20 protein-coding genes and 1 pseudogene are annotated in these 21,356 nt (G+C 61.9%); 11 read left to right on the top strand and 10 right to left on the bottom strand.

The window, feature by feature from the left end; all coding sequences use genetic code 11:
• Window positions 1-2: 2 nt before the first annotated feature.
• The 7 genes from LIS66_RS11010 to LIS66_RS10980 all read right to left on the bottom strand — a co-directional run bounded on the left by LIS66_RS11010 (window position 3) and on the right by LIS66_RS10980 (window position 7,114).
• Window positions 3-1,028 carry an ABC transporter permease gene (locus LIS66_RS11010; RefSeq protein WP_227974246.1) on the bottom strand — a complete coding sequence of 342 codons (1,026 nt, stop codon included), beginning with the start codon at window positions 1,026-1,028 and terminating at the stop codon, window positions 3-5.
• A complete protein-coding gene (locus LIS66_RS11005; RefSeq protein WP_416220750.1) occupies window positions 1,021-2,589 on the bottom strand; it encodes a sugar ABC transporter ATP-binding protein in 1,569 nt (522 codons plus the stop codon). Before LIS66_RS11005 ends, LIS66_RS11010 begins: the two co-directional genes overlap by 8 nt.
• Window positions 2,586-3,257, bottom strand: coding sequence for a methionine ABC transporter permease (locus LIS66_RS11000; protein ID WP_227974245.1), 672 nt, complete (start codon window positions 3,255-3,257; stop codon window positions 2,586-2,588). Before LIS66_RS11000 ends, LIS66_RS11005 begins: the two co-directional genes overlap by 4 nt.
• On the bottom strand, window positions 3,254-4,054 hold the full coding sequence (locus tag LIS66_RS10995; protein WP_227974244.1) for a methionine ABC transporter ATP-binding protein: 801 nt from the start codon (window positions 4,052-4,054) through the stop codon (window positions 3,254-3,256). The genes LIS66_RS11000 and LIS66_RS10995 overlap by 4 nt, the downstream gene beginning before the upstream one ends.
• A complete protein-coding gene (locus LIS66_RS10990) occupies window positions 4,051-4,860 on the bottom strand; it encodes a MetQ/NlpA family ABC transporter substrate-binding protein (protein ID WP_227974243.1) in 810 nt (269 codons plus the stop codon). Before LIS66_RS10990 ends, LIS66_RS10995 begins: the two co-directional genes overlap by 4 nt.
• Before the next feature lie 27 nt (window positions 4,861-4,887).
• Window positions 4,888-5,934, bottom strand: a complete 1,047-nt coding sequence (locus LIS66_RS10985) for an isopenicillin N synthase family dioxygenase (RefSeq protein ID WP_065617051.1) — start codon at window positions 5,932-5,934, stop codon at window positions 4,888-4,890.
• 157 nt (window positions 5,935-6,091) lie between these two features.
• The gene (locus LIS66_RS10980) at window positions 6,092-7,114 is read right to left on the bottom strand and encodes a LacI family DNA-binding transcriptional regulator (protein ID WP_227974242.1); all 1,023 of its coding nucleotides are present in this window, start codon (window positions 7,112-7,114) and stop codon (window positions 6,092-6,094) included.
• 178 nt (window positions 7,115-7,292) lie between these two features.
• On the opposite strand from LIS66_RS10980, the gene LIS66_RS10975 reads away from it, so the two are divergent.
• Genes LIS66_RS10975 through LIS66_RS10965 form a run of 3 tightly spaced genes read left to right on the top strand, consistent with a single transcriptional unit; the run spans window position 7,293 to window position 10,837 of the window.
• Complete coding sequence (locus LIS66_RS10975; RefSeq protein ID WP_227974241.1) at window positions 7,293-8,483, top strand: Gfo/Idh/MocA family protein; 1,191 nt, start codon at window positions 7,293-7,295, stop codon at window positions 8,481-8,483.
• The gene (locus tag LIS66_RS10970) at window positions 8,473-9,555 is read left to right on the top strand and encodes a sugar phosphate isomerase/epimerase family protein (protein ID WP_227974240.1); all 1,083 of its coding nucleotides are present in this window, start codon (window positions 8,473-8,475) and stop codon (window positions 9,553-9,555) included. Before LIS66_RS10975 ends, LIS66_RS10970 begins: the two co-directional genes overlap by 11 nt.
• Before the next feature lie 43 nt (window positions 9,556-9,598).
• Entirely contained in the window at window positions 9,599-10,837 is a 1,239-nt protein-coding gene (locus LIS66_RS10965) for a nucleoside permease (RefSeq protein WP_123418527.1), read from the top strand.
• Between the two features lie 77 nt (window positions 10,838-10,914).
• Here the strand turns inward: LIS66_RS10965 and LIS66_RS10960 are convergent, their stop codons facing one another.
• Complete coding sequence (locus tag LIS66_RS10960) at window positions 10,915-11,250, bottom strand: hypothetical protein (RefSeq protein WP_227974239.1); 336 nt, start codon at window positions 11,248-11,250, stop codon at window positions 10,915-10,917.
• Window positions 11,251-11,691: 441 nt separating this feature from the next.
• On the opposite strand from LIS66_RS10960, the gene LIS66_RS10955 reads away from it, so the two are divergent.
• Together LIS66_RS10955 and LIS66_RS10950 are read left to right on the top strand one after the other, a co-directional pair.
• Window positions 11,692-12,528 (top strand): AraC family transcriptional regulator, encoded by an 837-nt coding sequence (locus tag LIS66_RS10955; RefSeq protein ID WP_227974238.1) that lies wholly within the window; start codon window positions 11,692-11,694, stop codon window positions 12,526-12,528.
• A gap of 54 nt (window positions 12,529-12,582) precedes the next feature.
• Complete coding sequence (locus tag LIS66_RS10950; RefSeq protein WP_227974237.1) at window positions 12,583-13,179, top strand: LysE family translocator; 597 nt, start codon at window positions 12,583-12,585, stop codon at window positions 13,177-13,179.
• On the opposite strand, the gene LIS66_RS10945 is transcribed toward LIS66_RS10950, so the two are convergent.
• The gene (locus LIS66_RS10945; protein WP_227974236.1) at window positions 13,176-13,946 is read right to left on the bottom strand and encodes an AraC family transcriptional regulator; all 771 of its coding nucleotides are present in this window, start codon (window positions 13,944-13,946) and stop codon (window positions 13,176-13,178) included. The two genes, LIS66_RS10950 and LIS66_RS10945, sit on opposite strands and share 4 nt — an antisense overlap.
• 223 nt (window positions 13,947-14,169) lie before the next feature.
• Between LIS66_RS10945 and LIS66_RS10940 the strand changes: the two are divergent.
• From LIS66_RS10940 to LIS66_RS10920, 5 genes and pseudogenes are all read left to right on the top strand, one after another.
• Window positions 14,170-15,793: pseudogene (locus LIS66_RS10940) on the top strand (APC family permease).
• Between the two features lie 22 nt (window positions 15,794-15,815).
• Entirely contained in the window at window positions 15,816-16,742 is a 927-nt protein-coding gene (locus LIS66_RS10935) for a 4-hydroxyproline epimerase (RefSeq protein WP_227974235.1), read from the top strand.
• A 54-nt stretch (window positions 16,743-16,796) separates the two neighbouring features.
• Window positions 16,797-17,744: a dihydrodipicolinate synthase family protein gene (locus LIS66_RS10930; protein WP_042609590.1), complete on the top strand. Its 948-nt coding sequence runs from the start codon at window positions 16,797-16,799 to the stop codon at window positions 17,742-17,744.
• Window positions 17,745-17,807: 63 nt separating this feature from the next.
• Window positions 17,808-19,400: an aldehyde dehydrogenase (NADP(+)) gene (locus LIS66_RS10925; protein WP_227974234.1), complete on the top strand. Its 1,593-nt coding sequence runs from the start codon at window positions 17,808-17,810 to the stop codon at window positions 19,398-19,400.
• A complete protein-coding gene (locus LIS66_RS10920; RefSeq protein ID WP_227974233.1) occupies window positions 19,390-20,643 on the top strand; it encodes an NAD(P)/FAD-dependent oxidoreductase in 1,254 nt (417 codons plus the stop codon). Before LIS66_RS10925 ends, LIS66_RS10920 begins: the two co-directional genes overlap by 11 nt.
• On the opposite strand, the gene LIS66_RS10915 is transcribed toward LIS66_RS10920, so the two are convergent.
• Entirely contained in the window at window positions 20,640-20,849 is a 210-nt protein-coding gene (locus LIS66_RS10915) for a DUF2945 domain-containing protein (protein ID WP_051600414.1), read from the bottom strand. The genes LIS66_RS10920 and LIS66_RS10915 overlap by 4 nt on opposite strands.
• A 165-nt stretch (window positions 20,850-21,014) precedes the next feature.
• Between LIS66_RS10915 and LIS66_RS10910 the strand changes: the two genes are divergently transcribed.
• The gene (locus LIS66_RS10910; protein WP_227974232.1) at window positions 21,015-21,242 is read left to right on the top strand and encodes a hypothetical protein; all 228 of its coding nucleotides are present in this window, start codon (window positions 21,015-21,017) and stop codon (window positions 21,240-21,242) included.
• Window positions 21,243-21,356 lie beyond the last annotated feature (114 nt).

Genomic DNA, 21,356 nt, shown 5'->3' with positions numbered 1-21,356 from the left:
GCTCATCGCACCCGATGCGCGAGGCCGAAAGTGAACATCAGGGCCAGCACCAGCACCAGGCCCTTGACGAAATCCTGCGCGTAATACGGCGCGTTGAGCATGGTCAGGCCATTCAGCAGCGAGGCCACCAGCAGCGCACCGACCAGGGTGCCAAAAGCGTTCGGCTTCTTCGCGCCGAGCACGGCAAAACCAATCAATGCGGCGCCCAGCGCATCGAGCACCAGGCCATTGCCTGAGCTGACATCGCCACGCCCGAGCCGCGCCGCGAGTAACAGACCGCCAAGCGCAGCCAGCAACGCCGAGAGCACGTACGCCAGCAGTTTGAACTGCTGCACCGGCGCCCCCGCCAGTCGCGCCGCCTGCTCGTTGCCGCCGATGGCGTAGAACAGCCGACCGATGCGCGTGCGCTCGAGAAACAGCCAGACGGCCAGTGCGACCAGCGCGCTGATCAACACCGGAATCGGCACCACCTCCCACAAACGTCCGCGTCCCAAGGCGAGAAACCCGGCACTGAAGCTGCCCTCGGCTTCCGCACCGTTGGGAAGCGTCATGCCCACGGCAATAGAACGCCCCCCAGTGGGAATCAGTTGCACGCCGATCACCAGAAACATGCTGCCCAGCGTCGCTAGAATGTCCGGCACCCGCAGTCTGACGATCAGCCAGCCGTTGAGCAGTCCGACCAGCGCGCCGCCCGCCAGACTGATCAGCACTGCCGGCAGCGCACCCCAGCCGAGCACCACCATGACGTAACTGGCAATCATCAAACTCATGGCGGCCACTGCGCCGATCGACAGATCCAGTCCGCCGACGGCCATGGTCAACGTCACACCCAATGCCAGCAGCGCGACGATCGATACCGATTGCAGGATGCTGAACAGATTGCCAACCCGTAGAAACGCTGGCTCCGCGACGCTGAAAACCACCACGATCAGCGCGAGCAGCCACAACAGGCCATAGCGGATCAGTGCTTGTAAAAAGCGCTCGGCGGGTGCCGGCGCGTGCGCGAGCAGTGAATGTGAATCAGGCACTGACGGTGCTCCTTGGCGCGGTTTGAGGGGAATGTTGACGGATCTCGGAGCCGGCCAATGCGGCGACCAGGGTGGCGCGATCCAGAGCCGCTCGCGAGTATTCGGCAACCACCGAGTGATCACGCACGAGCAGGACGCGATCGGCGATTTCCAGCGCTTCATCGACATCGGCGCAAATCACCAGCGTCGCCCTGCCCTGGGGGCTGTCGCGCAGCAGTTGGCCGATCTCGCGGCGAGCGCGCACGTCGACTCCTTGAAACGGCTCATCGAGGATCAATACCCTGCCCTCGCCCATCAGCCAGCGACCGAGGATGACTTTCTGCTGGTTGCCACCGGACAGCGCCGCCATCGGCACGTCGATGCCGACGGTATTGATGCCCAACGCTGCGACCTGCGCTTGCACCGCGGCCGCTTCGGCGCGATTGCGGATGAAACCGGCGCGAGTGAAGCGTTCGAGAAATGGCAGGGTCAGCGTGCGCCGCAAGGAAAAATCCGCCACCAGCGATTGATTGGCACGGTCTTCGGCTGCGTAAAACACGCCGCTGCGAATCGCCTCGCGCGGCGAGCGCGGCAGCCACTCGGCACCATTGAGCTTGACCCTGCCCGCAGCCGGTTTGCGCAGGCCGAATAACACCTCGGCGATCTCGCTTTTACCGGCACCCAGCAATCCGCTCAGTACCACCACTTCGTTTTCGCGCAGGGTCAGATCGAAGGGTTGCGACTGCGGGTGGACTTTCATCCCGTGCACTTCCAGCACCGCGCGCCCCGGCAGACGCGGGGTGTAGCGATGCGCAGCAAGCGCCTGACCGAGCATGGCGTGCACCGCTGCGGGCAACTGCTGCGCAGTGAACTCACCGGCCATTCGCCCATCACGCAAGACAATGGCGCGATCGGCGACCCGCTGCAGGTCTGAAAGACGATGGGAGATGTACACGATCGCCACGCCTCGACTACGCAAGGTGTCGATCAACCCGAACAATCGCTGCGCTTCTGCATCCGACAACGCCGCCGTCGGTTCATCGAGAATCAGCAGGCGCGGCTGTAACGCAAAGGCCCGCGCCAACACTACGAGTTGCCGTTCCGCCTGGCCGAGTTGCTCGACGGGTTGCTCCAGCGGCAATGTCAGCCCGAGGCCTGCAGCAATGTTCCCGGCGCGGGTCAGCAGACGCTGACGATTGAGCCAGAAGTCCGTCTCTGGCCTGCACAGTTCATCGAGCAGCAGGTTCTCCGCCACGCTCAAGCCAGGCGCAATGCCTTCGTTGATCTGCTGATGCACCGCAACGATGCCGACACGCCGCGCCGACAGCGGTGAACTGAACTGTCGCCGTTCACCCTCGACGAGGATTTCGCCGCTGTCCGCTGGCTGACTGCCGGCGAGTATTTTCACCAGCGTCGACTTGCCCGCACCGTTGGCACCGAGCAAGGCGACCACTTCGCCGGGATGGATATCGAGGCTGACTCGATCCAGCGCGCGCTGCGCGCCAAAACGCTTGCTCAATTCCCGCAGGCGAATCAGCGGTTCACGGACCATGGCGACCGGCTCACTCCTGTGTTTGCTCATCGCCGATGCGCCAGCGAACGCACCCATCGATCACCGAGGCTTTGCACGCCCTGGACCAGAATCACCAGCACCACCACCGTCGCCACCATCACCTCGTTTTTGAAGCGCTGGTAGCCATAACGAATGGCCAGATCGCCCAGCCCGCCGCCACCGATCACCCCGGCCATGGAGGAAAAGCCGATCAGCATCACCAGCGTCAAGGTGATGCCGGCGAGCAAGGCCGGCAACGCTTCGGGCAGCAGCACTTTGAAAATCACGTCGCGAATATCGCCGCCCATGGCGAGGATGGCTTCGATGCGCCCGCCGTCGACTTCATCCAGCGCGTTCTCGACGATACGTGCAAAAAACGGAAAGGCACCGATGGTGATCGGCACCACGGCCGCGGTGCTGCCCAGGGTCGTGCCGACCACCAGCCGGGTCAGCGGGATCAAGGCAATCAGCATCACCACAAATGGCAACGAACGACCAAGGTTGACCAGACCGCTCACCGCCGCATTGAAACGCGGCAGCGGCATCAACCCGTGGCGACGGCTGATGAACAGCAGCACGCCCAGCGGCAAGCCGATCAGCAAGGTGAACAGCCCGGCGAGCAAGACCATGTAGACCGTTTCGCCCGTGGCGGTGAGCAGCAATTGAAGGATTTCATCCCAGTTGATCGAGCGGTTCATGACTGGGCCGCCCGCACGCCGTATTGCCTGAGAAAGCTCAGCCCGGGCGCATCGTGGCCCAGCGGCAAGCCACAGGCAGGGCGTAGCGATTGACCGAGAGACGATTGCGTATCCGCCAGCAGGCGCGGCACCGGCCCGGCTTCGACGATGCGCCCGTTGGCCATGTAGGCGGCGTGGTCGCAGATCGCTTTGACCACCTCCAGCTCGTGGGTGATCAGCACGATGGTCACGCTCAACTGGCGGTTGATGTCGCGCAGCAGTTGAAGAATCGACTCGGTGGTTTGCGGATCGAGGGCGCTGGTGGCTTCATCCGAGAGCAGATAGGCCGGCTCCGCTGCCAAGGCGCGGGCGATACCGACGCGCTGCTTCTGGCCGCCGGACAATTGCGAGGGAAACGCTTGCGCCTTGTCGCTCAGGCCGACCAGTTCCAGCAGCTCGCGAACCCGCACATGGCGCCACGGTTTGCCGACCTTGGCGATCTCCAGCGGCACCGCGATGTTGTCGAATACCGTGCGCGAATGCAGCAGGTTGAAACCCTGAAATATCATGCCGATGCGCTGGCGTTGCTGGCGCAGTTCGCTATCGGACAGCGTCAGCAGATCCACACCATCCAGCACAACCCGCCCGCTGTCCGGGCGTTCGAGCAGATTGAGGCAGCGCAGCAACGTCGATTTGCCCGCACCGCTGCGTCCGAGAATGCCGTACACCGCGCCGTCTGGGATATTCAGCGACACCTGATCCAGCGCCGGTGCGGAGGCCGACGGGTAGGTTTTGCTCAACTGCTCGACGGCGATCATGGCTTGCCGCCCGCCACTGGAATCACCGAACCGGCAAAGTGCTCGGTGATGTATTTGGCGACCTGCGGCGAGGTCAGGTCTTTGGCCAGTTGCACGATGCGTGGATCGTTCTGCAGCCTGGGCGTGGTCACCAGAATATTGGCGTAGGGATTGTGCTCCGCCTTCTCCAACCTCAGCGCATCCCTGGCCGGCACCAGCCCGGCGTCGAGCGCGTAGTTGCCGTTGATCACGGCGAGGTCAACATCGTCGAGCGAGCGCGGCAGTTGCGGCGATTCGATTTCGAGGATTTTCAGCTGTTTCGGGTTCTCGGCAATGTCCTTGGGCGAGGCCTGGTCGGCGGCGGGGTCGCTGAAACCGGGCTTGAGCCTGATCAATCCGTTGTCCTGCAACAGGTACAGGGCGCGACTGAGATTGGTGACGTTGTTGGGAACGGCGACCGTGCCTTTCTCCGGCACGTCAGCGAAGTTTTTATGCCGCCGAGAGTAAATGCCCAGCGGTTCGATATGCACCGTAGCGGCCACCGCCAGTTTTTCGCCAAGGGCCTGTTCCTGGGATTTCAGATACGGCAGATGCTGGAAATAATTGGCGTCGACATCGCCGTGCACCAGCAACTCGTTGGAGTTCACGCCGTTGGGAATTTCGATGATGTCGAGCTTGAGCTGCGGATCGATTTTCTGGATGTAGGCGAGAATCTGCGCATGGGGCACCGGGTCCACGGCAACCCGCAACGGTTCCAGCGCCTGAGCGCCCCATGACGTCATCAGCGCGCCGAGCACGGTCAGGGTCAAACTTGCTTTTTTAATCATGAGCGCAATCCTTGATCGAGGGGTGCATCAGGCAGTTTTGCGAACCGCCGCGGGAGGCAGCAGCGCGTCGGCGTAGAACTTTTGCGCAACATCCGGATGTGAGCGCAGGCGGCCCTTGAGGTAGTTCCAGCCGACATCGCGAAACAGCGGATTGAGCGGATCGCTGGCCGGCCCCCGCGCCTCGCGAAGCAGCGCTGTGGGCAGCGGATACAGCGGCACCACGGCGTCGAGTTGCGCACCGAGAAAGAAGGCGATGGACAGGCGCTCGCTGCCCTCGGGCGGACTGACTACGCGATGCACAGTGGCGCGCAGATATCCGTTGCTGGCCAGCTCAAGCAATTCGCCGATGTTTACCACCAGGGTGTTCTCACGGGGCAGCGCGTCGATCCAGCGCCCCTCTTCGATTTCGACTTGCAAGCCGGCCTGCTGGTCTTGCAGGAGAAAACTGAGAAAGCCGGAATCCTTGTGGGCGCCGACACCTTGCTGGCTGGCGTCGGCGGCCTGGCCGGGGTAGCGCATCAGCTTCACGTGTTCGTTGGGCTTGTCACCGTAGAGCTGGTCGAACGCATCGGCGCGCAGTGACAACGCCTGAGCAAATGCGCGCAACAGACGCAGGGACATGCGGGTCATCGCCTGCTGCCATTCGAGGAGCAACGGCTTGAGTTCGGGCAACCCTGCCGGCCATTGGTTGGGGCCTTGCAGACGAGCCCAATATGGACTCTCGGCAGTCACCGGCAGGGCTTCGCGCTCGGCGCCCAGATCGAACTGCTCGCGCAAATCGGGCTGGCCTCGGGTGATCTCGGAAGCGGCGCGGTTGTAGCCGCGAAAGTGCGGCGAATTGAGCATGCCGACGGCGTGTTTTTCACTGTCGGGCAAGGCAAAGAATTGCCGGGCGAGCGCCTGTACCTGCTTGAGCAAACTACTGTCGATGCCGTGGCCGGTGAGATAGAAAAAACCCACGTCACGCGCGGCATGGCGCAGGCTTTCAAGAAATTCGTAGCGCTGTTGCGCTGTGCCTTCGAACAGGGACAGGTCGAGGGTTGGCAATGTGCTGATGTCGAGGGTATGCGGCATGATTCACTCCCGTGTGAACCAAACCTGATGAGCCTTTGATCGATTCAGCGTGTGCCGTCATGGCAATCGGGGGTCAATCGGTTTGATGCGTTGATTCGTCGAGAGACAAAACTAAACGATCTTAAAAAAACCGATCCAATATCTTTTTCGCATTACCTTAGTTCTTCAGTGATTTGCCCTGTCCACTGAGAGTTGCCGTGCTGCCACGAGGTGTCAGCTCGAACGGCAGGATGACATGCCTCTCTGGCAGCGGCTGTTTTTCGATCAGGGCGATCAGCATCTCGACGGCTTTCTCACCGAAGGATTCGGCCGGTTGCGAAATAGTGGTCAGCGGCGGATCGCAGTAGGCAGCCATGGGAATGTCGTCGAAGCCCACCAGGGAAATGTCCTCAGGCACACGCAATCCCGCTTGGCGGATGCGCTTGAGCGCACCGATGGCCATTTCATCGTTTTCACAGAACAGCGCCGTGGGTCGCTCAGCCATTGCGAGCATTTTTTCCGCGCCTGCGAAGCCGGCCTCGAGGGTGAAGTTGCCATGGCAGATCAGTGCCTCGTCGAAGGCGATATCGGCTTCGCGCAATGCCGCTTCGTAGCCAGCCAGGCGATCTCGGGTCAGCGGGCTGTTCTTCGAGCCCTTGATCAGGCCGATGCGTCGGTGTCCCAATGCAATCAGGTGATCGGTCATGGCTTTGGCAGCGGCGACGTTGTCCAGGCTGATGGTCGGATAACGCCCGGCCTTGATCACTTCGCAGGCGTTGACGATGGGCGGCAGATCGGCGTCGGCCGGGGCGTTTTCGAACGGGTCGTAGGCGCGCAACTGGATCACGCCGTCGGCCTGATAGGCGTAGACCAGCTCGGCGAATTGCCGCTCCAGTTCTTCCCGGCCCTGGGTGTCGCAGAGCAGCAAGCGATAACCGGCCGCCTGCGCCGCTTGCTGCGCGCCGCTGATCACCCGGGCGAAAAAGGTGTTGGCGATGGTCGGCACCAGAATCACCAGATTGCCGGTGCGCCGCGAACGGAACTGCACGGCCATCAGATTCGGCCGGTAGCCGGCCTGCTCCACGGCGGCCATGACGCGCTCACGGGTTGGCGCGAGAACGCGCTCGGGCGATTTCAACGTACGAGACACTGTCGCCACGGAAACGCCGGCCAGCCGAGCCACTTCGCGAATATTGGACAAAACCACCTCATTCTTCATGTCGATCAGGCGCGGAGCTTACCGCAGGCGACGAGGGATCGAAACGCTGTCGATCATCCGCTGGCATTTGACACTCGGCTAATTCACGCCTAGATTTCGCCCACGATGTAACCGGTTACATCACTCATCAGAATTGCACCCAGCAACCGAGACGACTGCCATGTACGCTGCCGCAAAAAAAATAAGAATGGGTTTTGTCGGAGGCGGTGAAGGTTCCTTCATCGCCCGCGCCCACCGGCAAGCCGCCGGCCTCGATGGACGCTTCGAACTGGTCTGCGGCGCGTTCAGCCGCGATTCCGAGAACAATCAGCGCACCGCTGCCACGCTGGGTCTGGCCACCGAGCGCTGTTACGACGATTGGCAAACCCTGCTCGCCCGCGAGGCGGCCCTGCCCGCCGAGCAGCGCATGCAACTGCTGATCATCGTTACGCCCAATCATCTGCACGCACCGATTGCCCGGGAGGCATTGAGCGCCGGTTTTCATGTGTTCAGCGAGAAACCCGCGGCGCTGAACCTCGCCGAGGTGCAGGCGCTGCATTCGGTGGTCGTTAAGAGTCAGCGCATTTATGGCCTTGCGCACACTTACTTGGGTTACGCGATGGTCTGGCAGGCCCGCGAGATGGTCGCCAGCGGCGTACTCGGGCACGTGCGCAAAGTCATCGTCGAGTATCCGCAAGGCTGGCTCAGCACCGACATTGCCGGGCAAGGCAACAAACAGGCCGGCTGGCGCGACGACCCGGCGCAATCCGGGATCGGCGGCTGCATCGGCGATATCGGCACCCATGCGTTTTCCCTCGCAGAGTTCGTCGCCGGGCAATCGATCCAGTTCATCAGCGCAATGCTCGGTGCGCATGTCGTGGGCCGTCAGTTGGATGACGATGTGGCGATGTTGTTCAAGATGAACGACGGCGCCAGCGGCGTACTGCTTGCCAGCCAGGTGTGCGCGGGTGAAGAGAACCCGCTGAAGATTCGCGTCTACGGCGACAAGGGTGGGCTTGAATGGCGTCAGGAGGAGCCGGCCAGTCTGATTCATCGACCGTTGAACGAGCCGATGCGCGTTCTGCGATCCGGGGTCGGTCAGCCGTGGTTGTGTGCCGCCGCAAACCAGCGCATGCGCCTGCCCGCCGGGCATCCCGAAGGGTATCTGGAAGCCATGGCCAATCTGTACGGCGACCTCGCCGAGGCGATTTTACAAGGCGCCGAAGGCCATCAGGCGCCGGGGGTTCCGGGCATTGAAACCGGCCTGCGCGGCATGGCGTTTATCGAAACGGCGATCGCCAATCACCTTGGCACCGAGAAGTGGAGCGAGATCCCCGGCCAACTGACAGGAGCCCCGCAGAATGAACAGTAATCAGCAGAACGCGACAGGCCTGAAAGGTCCGGGGATTTTCCTTGCGCAATTCATCGCCGACGAGGCGCCATTCGACTCGCTCGCCAACATCGCCGAATGGGCCGCGTCGCAAGGTTACAAAGCTGTTCAGTTACCGACCCTCGGCACCCGCTTCATTGATCTGCAGCGCGCGGCGCAAAGCCAGGAATATTGCGACGAACTCCTCGCCGTCTGCGCCCGCGCCGGTGTAGTCATCAGCGAGTTGTCGACGCACCTGCAAGGCCAACTGGTCGCGGTACATCCGGCGTTCGACAGCCTGTTCGACGACTTCGCCCCGCCCGCGCTGCGCGGCAAACCGCGCGAGCGCACCGAGTGGGCCATTGAGCAGTTGAAACTTGCTGCCCGCGCCAGCCAGCGTCTGGGCCTTACCGCTCACGCCACCTTTTCCGGCGCCCTGCTCTGGCCGTACGTCTATCCGTGGCCGCAACGTCCTGCCGGGCTCGTGGAGCAAGGCTTCGCCGAGCTGGGCAAGCGCTGGTTGCCGATCCTCGACTGCTTCGAAGAGGCTGGCGTTGATCTGTGCTACGAAATCCATCCTGGCGAAGACCTGCATGACGGCGCGTCGTTCGAGCAGTTTCTCGAAGCGGTGAATCATCACCCTCGCGCGGCAATCCTCTATGACCCGAGTCATCTGCTCCTGCAGCAAATGGATTACCTCGGCTTCATTGATCGCTACCACCAACGCATCCGCATGTTTCACGTCAAGGACGCCGAGTTCCGCCCCGATGCGCGCTCCGGCGTCTATGGCGGTTATCAGGGCTGGGTCGAACGTCCCGGACGCTTCCGCTCGCTGGGCGACGGCCAGATCGATTTCAAATCGATCTTCAGCAAATTGTGCCAATACGACTTCAACGGCTGGGCGGTGCTGGAATGGGAATGCTGCCTCAAAGACGCCGCGCAGGGTGCGGCCGAAGGTGCGGCCTTCATCGAACGGCACATGATCCGCAAGACCACCAAAGCCTTTGACGATTTCGCCGGGGTCAGCGCAGACGCTGCTTCGAACCGGCGCCTGCTCGGCCTGGCTGACGACTGATTTCATCCGCGTTACCGACATAAAAACAATACGGTGATCTGAAATGAACGTAATGAATGCGCGACTCAGCGTGATGATGTTTTTGCAGTTTTTTATCTGGGGTGGCTGGTTCGTCACCCTCGGCACCTTTCTGGCGACAACGCTCGCTGCCAGCGGTGGCCAGATCGGCATGGCCTTCGCCACGCAATCCTGGGGCGCGATTCTGGCGCCATTTGTCATCGGCCTGATTGCCGACCGATTCTTCAATGCCGAGCGCATTCTGGCGGTGCTGCATCTGCTCGGCGCGGTATTGCTTTATCAGCTTTATCGCGCGGCGGATTTCAGTGGGTTTTATCCCTATGTGCTCGCTTACATGATGGTCTACATGCCGACGCTGGCACTGGTTAACGCCGTAGCGTTCCGGCAGATCAAAGACCCGGCGCTGGAGTTCTCGCGCATTCGCGTGTGGGGCACGGTGGGCTGGATTGTCGCCGGCGTGGTGATCAGCTTCGTGTTCGCCTGGGACTCGCAACAAAGCATCGCCGCGGGTGGCTTGCGCAATACATTTCTGATGTCCGCTGTGGCGTCGCTGCTGTTGGGGCTTTACAGCTTCAGTCTGCCGAACACTGCGCCGCTGAAAACTGCAGCAGGGGCATCGAGCCTGAAACAGATGCTCGGCGTCGATGCGTTGGCATTGCTCAAGGATCGCAGCTATCTGGTGTTCTTCCTCGCCTCGATCCTGATCTGCATTCCGCTGGCGTTCTATTACCAGAATGCCAACCCGTTTCTGGCTGAGATCGGCGTGACCAACCCGACGGCGAAGATGGCCATCGGTCAGGTCTCGGAAGTGCTGTTCATGTTGCTGTTACCGCTATTCATTCATCGTTTCGGCATCAAGATCGCCCTGCTGGTCGGCATGGCTGCCTGGGCGCTGCGGTACGTGCTGTTTGCCTTCGGCAATAACGATGATCAAGCGTTCATGCTGCTGATCGGTATTGCCCTGCACGGTGTCTGCTATGACTTCTTCTTCGTTTCCGGACAGATCTACACCGATGCCAAGGCACCGGAACGCTTCCGCAGTTCGGCGCAAGGGCTGATCACCTTGGCCACGTACGGATTGGGCATGTTGATCGGGTTCTGGATTGCAGGGCGGATCACTGACCACTTCACTTCAAGTGCGGGTCATGACTGGACAAGTATCTGGCTGTTTCCCGCCGGTTTTTCTGTGGCGGTGCTGCTGTGTTTCTGGGCGACATTCAGGGGCCGCGATCGCGACAAGGCTGTGCTGCCGACGGCGGTTTGACTGAGGGTGGTGCTTGAGTAATACGAATGCCGCCCCGTACTTGAGGCGGCATTCGCTGTCGACGCTCATTGTTGCGCTCAAGCAGTGCGGCGTTCTAGCAAGCGATCGGCACCGCCTTCAGCGACCCGATTGCCTTGCAGATGATCGGAACCGTCAGAGGCTACTGCGTCGCTGAACAGTGGATCGGTTTCGGTAGCAGCTACGGCGTCGCTGAACAACGGGTCAGTTTCGGTGGCCGCTACGGCGTCGCTGAACAACGGGTCAGTTTCGGTGGCCGCTACGGCGTCGCTGAACAGACGGTCGGTTTGAGTAGCGGCGACCGCGTCGCTGAACAGCGGGTCGGTTTCAGTGGCGGCGAAGGCATTCAGTGCAAAAACCGAGAAAGCGATACCGAGGATAGTCTGGCGTTTCATGATGATGTGCTCCGAGGTGCAGTGGTTGGGTATGGAGCCGATCTTACGCCGCGCCACGGATATGAGAACTTCATTGACTTAATGGTTGTTATTGACGCGATCAATGAGTGGTGGAGCAGGAGCAGTTGCATGCGCTAGACGCTCCGAAAAAACCTCCCACATCCCGATAAACCTACGTTGCGCTGGTGGCCGAAGCTCAATACCATGCGCGGACATGTTGGTGTGGCTAGTGATGCACACGGCCTCGGCTCCAAACCGAGGTATGAAAAAAGCGCCCCGCGAAGGCGGTTTTTTTTCGCCTGCGTTTTCTTGCGAAACCCTCTCCCATCGCCACACCCTTCTCGATTTCCGCATCTCACTTGCACAAATCTTCTAAACCTTCTCCTCCCCCGCGCGGTATTGTAAAAACGCCCCTGCTCAACCGCCCCCTGGAGTACTCCCATGGACAAACGCAACTGGATCTCCCTGTCCCAGGATGTCGATACCGGGATCGAGTCGATTCGTGCGCATTTCCGTGGGCATGCCTACGATCCGCACTGGCATGACAGCTTTCTCGTCGGGGTCACCGAGCAAGGCGTGCAGCAATTCAATTGTCGCCGTGTGCGTCATCGCAGCACGCCGGGGCATGTGTTCCTGCTCGAACCGGGTGAAATCCACGATGGCCACGCACCGACCGACGATGGCTTTACCTACTCGATGCTGTACCTCGATCCGTGCTGGCTGGAGCGCGAACTGCACGCGCTGTTCGAAGAGGCGCCCGCCGATAGTCAGCCAGGCTTTGCCGACACGCTGAGCCACGACCCGCGCCTGTCGACTGCGATCATGCAAGCCTTCCACGCATTGCACGACGGTGACCTGCGCATCGTCCGCCAGACCGCCATCGATGGCCTGCTGGCGCCCCTCACCCGCCACCTCGACTGGCGCAAGCGTCAGGCCTTCGATCCGCGCCTGCCACTGGTTGCGCAGGTCGCGCGGGACTATCTGCATGCCCACACCTATGAAGACATCGGCCTCGATGATCTTGCGCAGGCCTGCGGCGTGGACCGCTTTCGCCTGACCCGCGCGTTCAAGGCCGCTTTCGGCCTGGCCCCCCACGCTTACCTGATCCAGTTGCGACTGGCCAAGGCGCGGCAATTGCTTGCACGCGGTGAGACACCGGCGCAGGTCGCCAGCGTGCTCGGTTTTGCCGACCAGAGTCACTTGGGGCGCTGGTTCCGCCGCGCCTATCAACTGACTCCGGCGGACTACCGCAAACGCTGCTCAAATCTTCCAGACTGAGGCCCCGCCCCTGACGATCATGGTGTCCTGTCTCGACTTTCAGGAATCTGCACCATGGCTTCTTTACTGCCCTTTCTGCTGTTTGCTTTCGTCGCCTCGATCACGCCGGGGCCGACCAATATTCTGGTGTTGAGCCACAGCTCTCGACGTGGGCTGATCGCGACGTTGCCGATCATTTTTGGCGCCTGTGGGGCGGCGGCGTTGATCGTGCTGGTGGTCGGGCTGGGCGCTGGCGAAACCCTGTTGCGCTTTCCTCGTGTGCAGCAAGCGATGGCCTGGGCGGGTGTGCTCTGGTTGAGCTGGCTGGCGTGGCAGATCTTTCGCAGTCCGCCGCCGTCGCTGGACCCGAATGCGCCACAAGAACAAGGCTTGAGCGTATTCGGCGCGGCGCTGCTGCAACTGGTCAATCCCAAGGTGTGGATGATGGCGGTGGCCGTGGTCAGCGTATTTGTAGGCGGCGGCGACAAGACGTTGCGCCTGCTGGTGTTGTCACTGGCGTTTCTGCTGGTGTCGTTGCCGTGCATGACTCTCTGGGCGTTGCTCGGCGTCGGCAGCGCACGGCTGCTCGGTTCACCGCAGGCATTCAAGCGGATGAACGCGGCACTGGCCTTTATTCTGCTGCTCTCGGCCTGGCTGGCGGTGTTGGTCTAATGCCAGGTCGCCTGCCGGTATTCGCGCGGGGTAAACCCGGTCGAGGCCTTGAACTGGCGGGTAAAAGCGCTGTGATCGGTATAACCGCATTGCAGCGCAACCTCGGTGATCGGCAAGTCGCTGTGCAACAAGCGATGCGCGTGTTCCAGGCGGACTTTCTGAATCATCTGCCGTGGCGTCAGGTGAAAAACCCGCTTGCAGTAGCGCTCCAGTTGCGCCACGGAAATCCCGGCGATCCGCGTCAGTTCACCCAGCGTCACCCGCCGATTGAAGTTGCCACGGATGTATTCGTCTACAGCCGCCAGGCGCTCGAACGCTGGGTGGGTTTCGCTGGCTGACTGCAAATCCACCGAGATCCCCACCAGGCCGATGATCAGCCCTTCACGATCGTAGATGGGTCGTTTGTGGGTCAGGCACCAGCCCGGTTCGCGACTGCCGTACAGGTGCAGTTCGAGCTGATCCTCCAGCACAAAACCTTCCTCCAGCACCTTGCGATCCTGCTCGGTGTACCCCGGGCCCAACTGCGCCGGGAACACCTGCGCACTGGTCTTGCCGAGCAACGGGTGCAGATCCTTCAAGCCACAACGCTGCACCAGCGTGCGATTGGCCAGCACATAGCGCGCTTGCAGGTCCTTGATGAAGATCGCCGCATTGGGGATCACATCGAGTATCGGCAACAGCTGCGCGGCAGCGGCGACCATCTCTTCCAGCGTCTGCGGACGCAAGCCGTCAGTGCTCTGGCACAGGATCGAAAACGCAGACTGCATCAAAGACTTCCTCCTCGAAATGAACCGCCAGAAAAGCCGTTCGCGAGCAGATTGCAGCAACGTTGCGGCCCTGTCGAGGTCGCGCATTCATCGGCGCCATTGTGCTGAATTCGTCACCGTTCCCTGCATAAAACATCAATCGCCGCCGCCGTCGACCGGTGCAAAGTCTGGTCGTCCCCCGTGACACAACTGCCTATCCAATAACTCACAAGAAGGCGATGCCATGTCAGGCCAAGGCAAGTTCAAAAAACAGCTTTCATTGATCGACCTCACCTTTATCGGACTCGGAGCAATCTTCGGTTCCGGCTGGTTGTTCGCCGCCAGCCATGTCTCGGCGATCGCCGGTCCGGCGGGGATCTTTTCCTGGTTGCTGGGCGGTTTCGCCGTGTTGCTGCTGGGCATCGTCTACTGCGAACTCGGCGCCGCATTGCCCCGTGCTGGCGGCGTGGTGCGCTACCCGGTTTACTCCCACGGGCCGCTGCTCGGCTACCTGATGGGCTTCATCACGCTGATCGCGTTTTCCAGTCTGGTGGCGATCGAAGTGGTTGCCTCGCGCCAATACGCGGCGGCGTGGTTTCCCGGCCTGACCAAGGCTGGCAGCGGCGATCCGACAATCCTCGGCTGGCTAATGCAGTTCGGCCTGCTCTGCGTGTTTTTCCTGCTCAACTACCGCAGCGTGAAGACCTTCGCCAAGGCCAACAATCTGGTCAGCGTGTTCAAGTTCATCGTGCCGCTGCTGGTGATCGGCGTGCTGTTCACTTTCTTCAGACCGGAGAACTTCCAGGTTCAGGGGTTCGCCCCATTCGGACTGTCTGGCGTGGAAATGGCCGTCTCCGCTGGCGGGATCATCTTTGCCTACCTGGGCCTGACGCCGATCATTTCCGTGGCCAGCGAAGTGAAGAATCCACAGCGCACCATTCCCATCGCACTGATTCTCTCGGTGCTGCTGTCGACCCTGATCTACGTGCTGCTGCAAATGGCCTTTCTCGGCAGCATTCCGACGGAAATGCTCGCCAACGGTTGGGCCGGCATCAGCAAGGAGTTCGCCCTGCCATATCGCGACATCGCCCTGGCGCTCGGTGTGGGCTGGTTGGCCTGGCTGGTGGTCGCCGATGCGGTGATCTCGCCGAGCGGCTGCGGCAACATCTACATGAACCACTCCGCGAGTGATCTACGGCTGGGCGCAAACCGGTACCTTCTTCAAGGTCTTCACCCACATCGACGAAAAGTCCGGCATTCCGCGTCCGGCGCTGTGGCTGACCTTCGCCCTGTCGGTGTTCTGGACCCTGCCGTTTCCATCGTGGGAAGCGCTGATCAACGTGGTCTCCGCGGCGCTGGTGTTGAGCTATGCGGTAGCGCCCGTGTCGGTCGCTGCACTACGTCGCAATGCGCCGGACATGCCGCGCCCGTTCCGGGTCAAGAGCATGGGCCTGCTCGGGCCGGTGTCGTTCATCATCGCCGCGCTGATCGTCTACTGGTCGGGCTGGAACACCGTGTCGTGGCTGCTCGGCCTGCAAATCCTGATGTTTGTCATCTACCTGCTCTGCGGCCGTTTCGTGCCGACGGCGCACCTGAGTCTGACGCGTCAGGTGCGTTCATCGGCGTGGCTGATCGCGTTCTACGCGGTGACCATCGTGCTGTCGAAACTCGGCACCTTCGGCGGCCTGGGCATCCTCGCTCACCCATTCGACACGATCGTCGTCGCCGCTTGCGCCACGGGCATTTACTACTGGGGCGCGGCGACCGGTGTGCCGGCGCATCTGCTGCGTCTGGACGACGAGGACGAGGAAAGCGAAAGCCCTGCACCCTCGCCCACCGTCAACGCCCGCCCTGCCGGCGCCTACTGAAATCATCCAACGGGATCTCTTCATGAAACGAGTACACGTCATTGACTCCCACACCGGCGGCGAACCGACGCGGCTGGTGATGAGCGGCTTCCCCGAGCTGTCCGGCAACAGCATGGCCGAGAAACGCGATGCCTTGCGCAACCAGCATGACCAGTGGCGCCGCGCCTGTCTGCTTGAGCCGCGTGGCAACGATGTGCTGGTCGGCGCGCTGTATTGCCCGCCGGTGTCGGCGGACGCCACCTGCGGGGTGATTTTCTTCAACAATGCCGGATATCTGGGCATGTGCGGCCACGGCACCATTGGCCTGATCAATTCGTTGCAGCATCTGGGAAAAATCCAGCCGGGCGTGCACAAGATCGACACCCCGGTGGGGCAAGTCAGCGCGAGGCTGCACGACGATGGCTCGGTCACCCTCGGCAACGTACCCGCTTACCGGTACCGCAAGCAGGTGCCGGTGGACGTGCCCGGTTTTGGTCGCGTAGTCGGTGATATCGCCTATGGCGGCAACTGGTTTTACCTCGTCTCCGAACATGGCCAGACACTGACCATGGACAACGTCGAACACCTGACCGCTTACACCTGGGCGATGCTCAAAGCCCTTGAAGATCAGGGCATCTTTGGCGAAGACGGCGCGGTCATCGACCACATCGAACTGTTCGCCGACGACGCCAATGCCGACAGCCGCAACTTCGTCATGTGCCCCGGCAAAGCCTACGACCGATCGCCGTGCGGCACCGGCACCAGCGCCAAACTCGCCTGCCTGGCCGCCGACGACAAATTGCAACCCGGCGCGCCGTGGATTCAGGCGAGCATTACTGGCAGCCAGTTCGCAGGCCGTTTCGAATGGGAAGGTGAACGCATTCGCCCGTTCATCACCGGCCGCGCCCACATGACCGCCGACAGCACCCTGCTGATCGACGACAGCGACCCGTTCGCGTGGGGCATCTGAGCCGCCACGCCGATTTTCCACCCCGAATCAAACGCAATGCCAAGGAGTTGAACCATGAGCGACAACATCTTCACCGGTTGCATGCCGGCCCTGATGACCCCGTGCACCGCCCAGCGCAAACCGGACTTCGATGCGCTGGTGGCCAAGGGTCGCGAGCTGATCGATATCGGCATGAGCGCCGTGGTCTATTGCGGCTCGATGGGCGACTGGCCGCTGCTCACCGAAGCCGAGCGCCAGGAAGGCGTGGCACGGCTGGTCGCTGCCGGCGTTCCGACCATTGTCGGCACCGGTGCGGTGAACTCCCGTGAGGCGGTTTCCCACGCAGCACACGCGGCGAAAGTCGGCGCGCAAGGCCTGATGGTCATTCCGCGCGTCCTCTCCCGTGGTGCTTCCGCGACGGCGCAAAAGGCGCACTTCGCCGCCATCCTGCAAGCCGCGCCGAATCTGCCGGCGGTGATCTACAACAGTCCTTACTACGGCTTCGCCACCCGCGCCGAGCTGTTTTTCGAACTGCGTCGAGAATACCCGAACCTGATCGGCTTCAAGGAGTTCGGCGGCGGCGCAGACCTACGCTATGCAGCCGAGAACATCACCTCCAAGGACGATGACGTGACGTTGATGGTCGGCGTCGATACGCAAGTCGTCCACGGTTTCGTCAACTGCAACGCCACCGGCGCCATCACCGGCATCGGCAACGCCCTGCCCCGCGAAGTGCTGCAACTGGTGGCGCTGAGCAAGCAGGCGGCGCAGGGCGATGCCAAGGCCCGGCGTCAGGCGCGGGAGCTGGAATCGGCGCTGGCGGTGCTGTCGTCGTTCGACGAAGGCTGTGATCTGGTGCTGTATTACAAACACCTGATGGTGCTCAACGGCGACAAGCAATACACCCTGCACTTCAACGAAACCGATGTGCTGAGCGACTCGCAACGGCGCTATGCCGAGAAGCAGTATTCGCTGTTCCGGCACTGGTACGAAAACTGGTCCGCCGAGCAGAACTTTGCCTGACCGCCACCTGCCGCGGATCGTCACGACTCGCGGCAGGCCTCGCTCATTTCACAGGAAGACACCATGACTCTGACGGGCAACATGCTGATCGGCCAACAGTCCGTGGCGGGCAATCGTCCAGCCTTTCGCGGGATCAATCCGGCGACCAACCAGGCACTTGAACCAGAGTACGCCGGCGCGTCGGCCGAGCAGGTGGAACAGGCCTGCGCCCTGGCCTGGGCAGCACAAGACGAATATCGCGAAACCAGTCTGAGCGCCCGTGGCGAATTTCTCGAAAGGATTGCCGAGCACATCGAAAAACTCGGCGATGAACTGATCGAACGTGCCCACGCCGAAACCGGTTTGCCCCGTGCACGCCTCCAGGGCGAACGAGGCCGCACCTGCTCGCAATTGCGCCTGTTCGCCCGCACGGTGCGCGCCGGTGAATGGCTGGACGTGCGCGTCGACACTGCGCAACCGCAACGCCAACCGCTGCCGCGTTCGGACCTGCGCCAGCGGCAGATTGCCCTGGGGCCGGTCGCGGTGTTTGGTGCGAGCAACTTCCCGCTGGCATTTTCCGTCGCCGGCGGCGATACCGCTGCGGCACTGGCGGCCGGTTGCCCGGTGATCGTCAAAGCGCACAGTGCGCATCCCGGCACCAGCGAACTGGTCGGCCGCGCGGTGGCGCAAGCGGTCAAGGCCTGCAATTTGCCCGAAGGCGTGTTTTCGTTGTTGTTCGATTCGGGCTACGAAGTGGGTATTGCACTGGTCAGCGACTGGCGCATCAGAGCCGCTGGTTTCACCGGTTCACGCACTGGCGGTCTGGCCTTGATGAAAGCCGCGCAGGCGCGGCCGGAGCCGATTCCGGTGTATGCGGAAATGAGTTCGATCAACCCGGTATTGCTGTTTCCTGCTGCGCTGGAAAATCGCACGCAGGCGCTGGCCGAAGGGTTTGTCGCGTCGCTGACGCTGGGCGCCGGGCAGTTCTGCACCAACCCAGGGTTGCTGATTGCCCGCAAAGGTCCGGCGCTCGACAGGTTTCTCGGCGCCGTTGCGAAGCTGATCGCAAGCAGTCCGGCGCAAACCATGCTTACGCCCGGCATTTTCAGCGCTTACCAAGCAGGCGTGACGGCGTTGCAAGACAATCCCCATGCACGCGCCGTGGCGGCTGGAGAGATCGGCAACGGCCCGAATCAATGTCAGGCACAGGTGTTCAGCACCGAGGCGGCGGATTTTCTTGCAGATCAGCGTTTGCAGGCTGAGGTGTTCGGCGCTGCATCGCTGATCCTGCAATGCAGCAGCGACGAAGAAATCCGTGAGGTCTGCGCACACCTCGAAGGCCAACTGACCGCGACCCTGCACGTGGACGACGCCGACCTTGCACTGGCGCGTACGTTGCTGCCAACCCTGGAGCGCAAGGCCGGGCGCCTGCTGGTCAACGGCTGGCCGACCGGCGTGGAAGTCTGCGAGGCGATGGTCCATGGCGGGCCTTACCCGGCGACCTCGGATGCGCGCAGCACCTCGGTGGGCACCGCAGCGATCCTGCGTTTCCTGCGGCCGGTGTGCTATCAGGATTTCCCCGACAGCTTGCTGCCGACGGCGCTGCAACAGGCCAACCCGCTGCACCTGCGGCGGCTGCTCGATGGTCAACGGGAAACGACACGCCATGGCGAATAATCCTTCGCACGACATCGCCGTGGTTGGCGCGGGGATCATCGGCGTCGCTTGCGCACTGCGTCTGGCGCGCCAGGGCCTGCGCGTGGTGGTCATCGATCAGCAGGAACCGGGCCATGGCGCTTCGTTCGGCAACGCCGGGCATCTGGCCACCGAACAGGTGTTTCCGATCGCTGACGTGTCGATCCTCAAGCGCTTGCCGGCCATGTTGATGGACCCGATGGGGCCGCTGCGTCTGGACTGGAAATACCTGCCGCGCGCCCTGCCGTGGTTCACCCGATTGCTGCTGAACCTGCGACCCGAACCGTTCCAGCAAACCGTCGCAGGTTTGCGGGCGCTCAACGAAAGCAGCCTCGACGCGTGGCAACGCTTGCTCGGAGATATCCAGCGCACGGATCTGCTGAAAATTGACGGATCCTTACTGGTCTTTGAAAAACCTGAATCCGGACAGGCCATCGAAGCCTTGCAGACTCGCCTGAAGCAGCAGCAAGTGCCGGTGGATTACTGGCACGCCGGGGCGATCCGCGAGACGGCGCCGCAGCTCAGCGAGCAGCTTCAGGGCGGACTGTTTTTCCCGCGCACCGGGCATTTCCTTGACCCGTACCGCGTGGTGTGTGCACTGGTCGAGGCGGCTCGCAGCAGCGGCGTGAGTTTTCTCCGGCAGCAGGTTCAGGGCGGCTACGTGCAGGAAAACGGTGTTTTGTTGGTGACCGGCAATGGTGGTGTAACGGCGCGCCGCGTACTGCTCGCCTGCGGTGCGCATTCGGCGAAACTCACCGCCGCGCTGACCGGCAAGCAGGTACCGTTGGACACCGAACGTGGCTATCACCTGATGCTGCCGCACGAGCATGATCGCCTGCCCTTCCCTGTCACCTCGCTGGAACGCAAATTCATCATGACGCCGATGCGCGAAGGCCTGCGCCTGGCCGGCACGGTCGAGTTCGCCGGACTGGAGCGACCAGCCAACATGGCGCGCGCCTGGCAGTTGCAGCGCTTGAGCCAAGGTCTGTTTCGCCATGACCTGAACGCTGATGGCGCAACACCGTGGATGGGCTTTCGCCCGTCGCTGCCGGATTCGCTGCCAGTCATCGATCAGGTCTGCGATGGCAAGGTGTTGCTTGCTTTCGGTCACCAACATCTCGGGCTGACCCAAGCGGCGGTGACGGCGGAGATGATCGGGCAGATGGTCTCGGGCGCCACCGTCGCGTTGCCCGACATTAAGGCCTACCGACTGGAACGTTTTTAAGCGTGCTTCAGCGCGTCGCCGTGATGCATGGCCAAGTGGCCGGTCTTGTCGCTCTTGACCTCGTATTGCGGCGCGTCTTTCGAGGCTGGCCGGTGGCGGCCCATGAACTCGGTGTCGCGGGTGTGCACCTTGACCACTTTGCCGTGGATCTCGCCGGCCTCGGAATTCCAGCGCACCGCGTCACCGACCTTGAATGAGCTGCTCATCATTGCCTCCTCACCTCTGGCTTGTTGGTGTATGGAGCCGCACGCGTTGGAGAAATTCCGCTTTTTTGCGAGGCGACCACCGGCAGGCAAAAAAATCGAACGGTGAAAATCGCCCGCACCTCCAACCTGCACACGCCGTACAAAACGGCCATAGCGAGGCGTGAGATGAATAATGATCAAGGCAAGCAAGGTGACGATCCGCTCCCAACTACACCGGATCCGCTGAGTCCGGGGCGTACCGAGGTCGATCCGATGAAGGAGCGTGGCATCGACGAACTGCCCAACAACGAAGGCGAAATCCCGCTGGATGATGACGATGCCGGGCTGGATCCCAAACGCGTACGTCAGGAAACCGATAACGCCGAGATGGACGATCAGCCCAATCCGCGTTGAGCCCTGAACGGCAGCCGTCGCCATACGGCTGCCTTTCGGTCCTGCAGTCAACGGCAGAATCAGGCAAGCATTTCACAGAAATGCACTACTTCGCATTCGGACCCGGGCGCAACA

The organism is Pseudomonas sp. HN2 (genome assembly GCF_020736465.1).
Lineage (GTDB): Bacteria > Pseudomonadota > Gammaproteobacteria > Pseudomonadales > Pseudomonadaceae > Aquipseudomonas > Aquipseudomonas moraviensis_A.
This window is presented reverse-complemented; position numbering and strand designations above follow the sequence as displayed.

Bases quoted from the DNA above. Each gene is read 5' to 3' on its own strand.
- LIS66_RS10935 (WP_227974235.1), top strand. From the start codon at position 15,816: ATGAAACGAGTACACGTCATTGACTCCCACACCGGCGGCGAACCGACG.
- LIS66_RS10945 (WP_227974236.1), bottom strand. From the start codon at position 13,946: ATGCAGTCTGCGTTTTCGATCCTGTGCCAGAGCACTGACGGCTTGCGT.
- LIS66_RS10915 (WP_051600414.1), bottom strand. From the start codon at position 20,849: ATGAGCAGCTCATTCAAGGTCGGTGACGCGGTGCGCTGGAATTCCGAG.
- LIS66_RS10925 (WP_227974234.1), top strand. From the start codon at position 17,808: ATGACTCTGACGGGCAACATGCTGATCGGCCAACAGTCCGTGGCGGGC.
- LIS66_RS10910 (WP_227974232.1), top strand. From the start codon at position 21,015: ATGAATAATGATCAAGGCAAGCAAGGTGACGATCCGCTCCCAACTACA.
- LIS66_RS11005 (WP_416220750.1), bottom strand. From the start codon at position 2,589: ATGAGCAAACACAGGAGTGAGCCGGTCGCCATGGTCCGTGAACCGCTG.
- LIS66_RS10965 (WP_123418527.1), top strand. From the start codon at position 9,599: ATGAACGTAATGAATGCGCGACTCAGCGTGATGATGTTTTTGCAGTTT.
- LIS66_RS10920 (WP_227974233.1), top strand. From the start codon at position 19,390: ATGGCGAATAATCCTTCGCACGACATCGCCGTGGTTGGCGCGGGGATC.
- LIS66_RS10960 (WP_227974239.1), bottom strand. From the start codon at position 11,250: ATGAAACGCCAGACTATCCTCGGTATCGCTTTCTCGGTTTTTGCACTG.
- LIS66_RS10985 (WP_065617051.1), bottom strand. From the start codon at position 5,934: ATGCCGCATACCCTCGACATCAGCACATTGCCAACCCTCGACCTGTCC.
- LIS66_RS10970 (WP_227974240.1), top strand. From the start codon at position 8,473: ATGAACAGTAATCAGCAGAACGCGACAGGCCTGAAAGGTCCGGGGATT.
- LIS66_RS10975 (WP_227974241.1), top strand. From the start codon at position 7,293: ATGTACGCTGCCGCAAAAAAAATAAGAATGGGTTTTGTCGGAGGCGGT.
- LIS66_RS10990 (WP_227974243.1), bottom strand. From the start codon at position 4,860: ATGATTAAAAAAGCAAGTTTGACCCTGACCGTGCTCGGCGCGCTGATG.
- LIS66_RS11000 (WP_227974245.1), bottom strand. From the start codon at position 3,257: ATGAACCGCTCGATCAACTGGGATGAAATCCTTCAATTGCTGCTCACC.
- LIS66_RS10955 (WP_227974238.1), top strand. From the start codon at position 11,692: ATGGACAAACGCAACTGGATCTCCCTGTCCCAGGATGTCGATACCGGG.
- LIS66_RS10950 (WP_227974237.1), top strand. From the start codon at position 12,583: ATGGCTTCTTTACTGCCCTTTCTGCTGTTTGCTTTCGTCGCCTCGATC.
- LIS66_RS10995 (WP_227974244.1), bottom strand. From the start codon at position 4,054: ATGATCGCCGTCGAGCAGTTGAGCAAAACCTACCCGTCGGCCTCCGCA.
- LIS66_RS10930 (WP_042609590.1), top strand. From the start codon at position 16,797: ATGAGCGACAACATCTTCACCGGTTGCATGCCGGCCCTGATGACCCCG.